The 2,592-nt window shown below is 73.8% G+C and carries 2 protein-coding genes; both read right to left on the bottom strand.

The annotated features are described in order from the left end of the window. Positions 1-1,743 (bottom strand): condensation domain-containing protein (locus tag Vau01_RS62810; protein ID WP_204015389.1); only part of this gene is annotated, 1,743 nt, incomplete at its 3' end. Next, the coding region (locus Vau01_RS62805; RefSeq protein WP_204015375.1) for a phosphopantetheine-binding protein at positions 1,740-2,592 on the bottom strand (853 nt) is incomplete at its 5' end. The genes Vau01_RS62810 and Vau01_RS62805, both read right to left, overlap by 4 nt.

Below are 2,592 nucleotides of genomic sequence, written 5' to 3'. Positions count from 1 at the left end.
GACGGCAACAGCCGACTCGTCGGCGCGCACGACCACCCGGTCCGTCCACAGTGGAGCGTTGTCGGAGACGACAACGTCGACGCCGGCCTGCCGGGCCATCCCGCGGAGGCGTTCGTCGGGGAGGTCGGGGTCGAGGGAGACGAACGCGCCGCCGGCGCGCAGCACGGCCTGGACGGCGACGAGCAGGTCGACGCCGCGCGGCAGGCTGATGCCCACCGGGGCGCCGACGCCGACGCCGAGTTCGACCAGCCGGCCGGCGAGGCCCGCGGCGCGGGCGGCGAAATCGGCGTGCGACAGGACGGTTTCGTCGTCGGAGACGACCGCAGGGGCGTCGTCGTCGGGCGAAGCGCTGGTGAGCCGGGTCGGGTAGGTCGTGGTGCGGCCCTGCCACGACGCGATGCGGGCGGCGTCGGGGCCGAGCAGCGGCGCGGTCCGGCGCGGATCGGCGTCGGGGTCGGTCGCCAGCTCGGTGTAAACGCGCACATAGGCGTCGCGCAGGGCGGTCATCAGCGAGCGGGGGAACTGGTCGCGGGCGTAGACGAGGTGGACGCGGGGCCGGCCGTCGTCGCCGGCCCGGACGACGCCGACCGCGAGCGGGATGTTGGTCTGGTCGAAGTAGTCGTAGTCGACGACCTCGACGCCGCGCACCTCGTCCAGGCCGCGGTACACGTAGAAGTCGCGGTAGTCGAAGATCGCCTCGAACAGGTTCGAGCGGCCGGTGACGCGCTGCAGCTCGGCGAGCGGGAACAGCCGGTGCGGCAGCATCGCCAGCTCCCCGTCGAACACCCGCCGCACCAGCGCCCGCCAGGTCTCCGCGTCGAGGTCGGCGCGCACCGGCACGGCGTTGAGGAACATGCCGAGCACCTCGCTGCCCCGGCTGTGCTCGGGCCGGCTGTGCGTCACGATGCCCGTCGTCACGTCGTCGGCGCCGCCGAACAGGCCCATCACCCGCAGGTGACCGGTCAGCAGCACGGTGCGCAGCGGCACCCGCAGGTCGCGGGCGAGCCGTTCGAGGCCGGCGAACACGTCCGGGGCGATGGGTCCGCCGACGTTCTCGACGTTCTCGCTGTCGCCGGACGGGTAGCCGGGCAGGCGCGGCAGCCGGATCGGTTCGGCGTCGGCGACGAGCGTGCGCCAGTAGGTGACGGCCGCCCCGGACGCGACGGTTCTCCGTTCGGCCGCCACGGCGTCGCGGAACCGCAGCGGTGGCGGGGCGACCGGCAGCGGGTCGCCGGCGAGCCGGGCGCTGTAGCGGCGCAGCAGTTCGGTCATCAGGGCGGCGGTGCTCCAGCCGTCCAGGATGGCGTGGTGGAAGCTCAGGGCGACGGCGAAGTCGGTCGCCGAGAGCCGGTGCGCGAAGACCCGCAGCAGCGGCGGCGTGCCGAGGTCGAACGGCCGGCGCTTCTCCTCGTCGCGCCAGGCCCGCAGCCGGGTGCGCGCCGCGTCGACGCCGCCGGCGGACAGGTCGGTCTCGACGAACGGGACGCGCACCGCGGCGTGCACGAGTTGCAGCGGCTCGCTCAGGTCGGCGATCTCGAACGACGTGCGCAGCACCGGATGGCCGGCGACGACCTCGTCGAGCGCGGCGCGCAACGCGTCGGCGTCGTACGGGCCGCGCAGGGTCAGCGTGAACAGGTCGTGGTAGGTGGCGATGTCCGGGGCGTAGCTGTTGTGGAACACCATGCCGGCCTGCATCGCGGTGAGCGGGTAGGCGTCGACGATCGTCCCCAGCGTCCCCGTCATGACGCGTTCCCGCCGAAGCGTGCGGACAGCCGCGCCAGGTCGGCGGCGTCGACCATGCCGAACGCGTCCTCCGCGGTCTCCTCGACCGCCACCGCCGGAACGGCGGCAGCCGCGAGTTCGCGGACGGTCTGGTGCAGGAACACGTCGGCGAGCGCGACCTCGTAGCCCTGTTCGCGAAGCTGTGCGACAAGGGCGAGGCTGTTCAGCGAGTCGCCGCCGAGGGCGAAGAAGGCGTCGTGGGCGCCGATCGCGTCGGGTTCGACGCCGAGCACGGCCGCGTAGGCGTCGGCGACCGCCCGCTCGGCGGGACCGGCCGGTGCGGTGAACGGTGCCGCGGCGGCCGACACGTCGGTCGCGGTGGGCGCGGGCAGGGCCGCGCGGTCGAGCTTTCCGTTGACGGTCAGCGGCAGGGCGTCGAGACGGACGAACACCGCCGGCAGCATGAACTCCGGCAACCGCTCACGCAGCCGGGCCCGCCAGTCGACCCCGGCGAACGCGTCGGACACGACGTAGGCGACGAGCCGGGTGGCGCCACCGTCGGCACGCGCGACCACGGCGGCGGCGGTCGCCTCGGGCTGGGCCACGATCGCGGCCTCGATCTCGCCGGGTTCGATCCGCTGACCGCGAATCTTGACCTGCTCGTCCAACCGCCCGAGGTACTCGATCTCCCCCGACGGCAACCATCGAGCCCGGTCCCCGGTCCGGTACCAGCCGTCCACAAACCGCTCCGCCGTCAACGACGGCTCCCCCACATACCCATCGGCGACCTGGACCCCGCCGATCCACAACTCACCGGGAACACCGACCGGAACCCGCTCCCGCGCGGTATCCCACACCTCCAACCGCGTG

Source organism: Virgisporangium aurantiacum (genome assembly GCF_016863635.1).
GTDB classification, from domain to species: domain Bacteria; phylum Actinomycetota; class Actinomycetes; order Mycobacteriales; family Micromonosporaceae; genus Virgisporangium; species Virgisporangium aurantiacum.
This window is presented reverse-complemented; position numbering and strand designations above follow the sequence as displayed.